Genomic DNA, 994 nt, shown 5'->3' on the forward strand with positions numbered 1-994 from the left:
GCCGGAGTACGTCCGCATCGCGTAATCCCGACGACGAGCAGGAACCAGTGCATCCAAGCGGCTGACCCATGCAACACCACGGTGGAGGGTCCGCTCGGAGGCCCGTCCTACGCTTACCGAGGTGCGACGATTGATTGTCAGAAGGGCGGCTACGTCTGCCGCTTGGTGATGCCGGACCACCCGCTGCATGGCCGCGGCTTCGGCGTGGTCGGCACCATCACGCCACTGGTGGATCTGTGGCTCGATGAACAGCGGCTGCCAAATTACATGCGGCTGGCGATGTCGAAGCCAAAGAAGAGGTGAGGAGATGCCGCGGCCGAAACGCGCACCCAAGCTGGTGATCGTGTGCGCAAGATGCGGCGCCCGCTATGCCGATCCGGGCGGGGATGCGTCGGCATGGCGCTGCAGGGTCTGTGAGGCAGTGCTGTCGCGGGAGAAGGCTGCGGCCTGAGCCCAATCGGGAGATCAGATGAGCAGCAGCAAGGTCTACCTCGACAAGGCGACCTTCGACGCCGAGCTCGACCGGCTCACCGGCGTCTACCTCAGGCTAAGAATGGCAGCGCAGAAGCAGGGCATCGAGATCGAGACAGCCGTCCAGCAGGCTTTCGAGGGCGGACAGCTGGCCGCCGAGGATCACGAAATGCTCCGGCTGCTGCTGCTGGGCGGCCTCCATGACGGCGCCGAGCCGAGCGGCTGACAAGACAGAGAAAGGCCCGCTCTCCTCCCCCGAGGAAGAGCGGGCCAAGGTAGGATCCGTAGGGAGTGAGGTTGTGGAAACCTCATGCTATACAACTCAAGATAAGCTATCGCGTTTCATGTAACCATATTAGTTTCATAATGCTGGCGCCGCCTATCCTAGATGAGCCAAGGCTGCCGCAATCGCCATATGGGTAAAGGAAAAGGCCGCCCCCAAGGGAGTGGCCTTGCCCCGCCTTTACGGACAGTGTTGCACGGCTGAAGCAGCCGCCTGGAACGCCGCCACCTTCTGCTCTGG

Annotated in this window: 1 protein-coding gene and 1 pseudogene; both read left to right on the forward strand. The window is 62.7% G+C overall.

The annotated features are described in order from the left end of the window. A pseudogene (locus tag JMJ56_RS33135) lies at positions 1 to 303 on the forward strand (hypothetical protein); the annotation flags it as partial. 166 nt (positions 304 to 469) lie between these two features. After that, positions 470 to 697, forward strand: a complete 228-nt coding sequence (locus JMJ56_RS33140) for a hypothetical protein (RefSeq protein WP_202836125.1) — start codon at positions 470 to 472, stop codon at positions 695 to 697. The last annotated feature ends 297 nt before the right edge of the window (positions 698 to 994 follow it).

Origin of the sequence: Belnapia arida (assembly GCF_016773205.1) — a bacterium.
Classification (GTDB): Bacteria; Pseudomonadota; Alphaproteobacteria; order Acetobacterales; family Acetobacteraceae; genus Belnapia; species Belnapia arida.

Bases quoted from the DNA above. Each gene is read 5' to 3' on its own strand.
- JMJ56_RS33140 (WP_202836125.1), top strand. From the start codon at position 470: ATGAGCAGCAGCAAGGTCTACCTCGACAAGGCGACCTTCGACGCCGAG.